The 214-nt window shown below is 69.6% G+C and carries 1 protein-coding gene; it reads right to left on the minus strand.

Annotation, left to right across the window (positions count from 1 at the left end):
• On the minus strand, positions 1–191 hold a 191-nt coding region (locus L978_RS18145; protein ID WP_047524891.1), incomplete at its 3' end, for a hypothetical protein.
• Positions 192–214 lie beyond the last annotated feature (23 nt).

Here is a 214-nt window from a genome sequence, read left to right on the forward strand (position 1 = left end):
CTCACGACGAGGAGCAGCGCCGTCTCGGCTGTACCCGCCACCCTCACGACGAGGAGCAGCGCCGTCACGCTTGTACCCGCCACCCTCACGACGAGGGGCGCCGCCGTCGCGGTTGTAACCGCCACCATCGCGGCGAGGAGCAGCGCCATCACGCTTGTACCCGCCCTCACGACGAGGAGCAGCACCGTCACGCTTGTACCCGCCCTCACGACGA

This window comes from Microbacterium sp. ZOR0019, assembly GCF_000800925.1.
Lineage (GTDB): Bacteria > Actinomycetota > Actinomycetes > Actinomycetales > Microbacteriaceae > Microbacterium > Microbacterium aurugineum.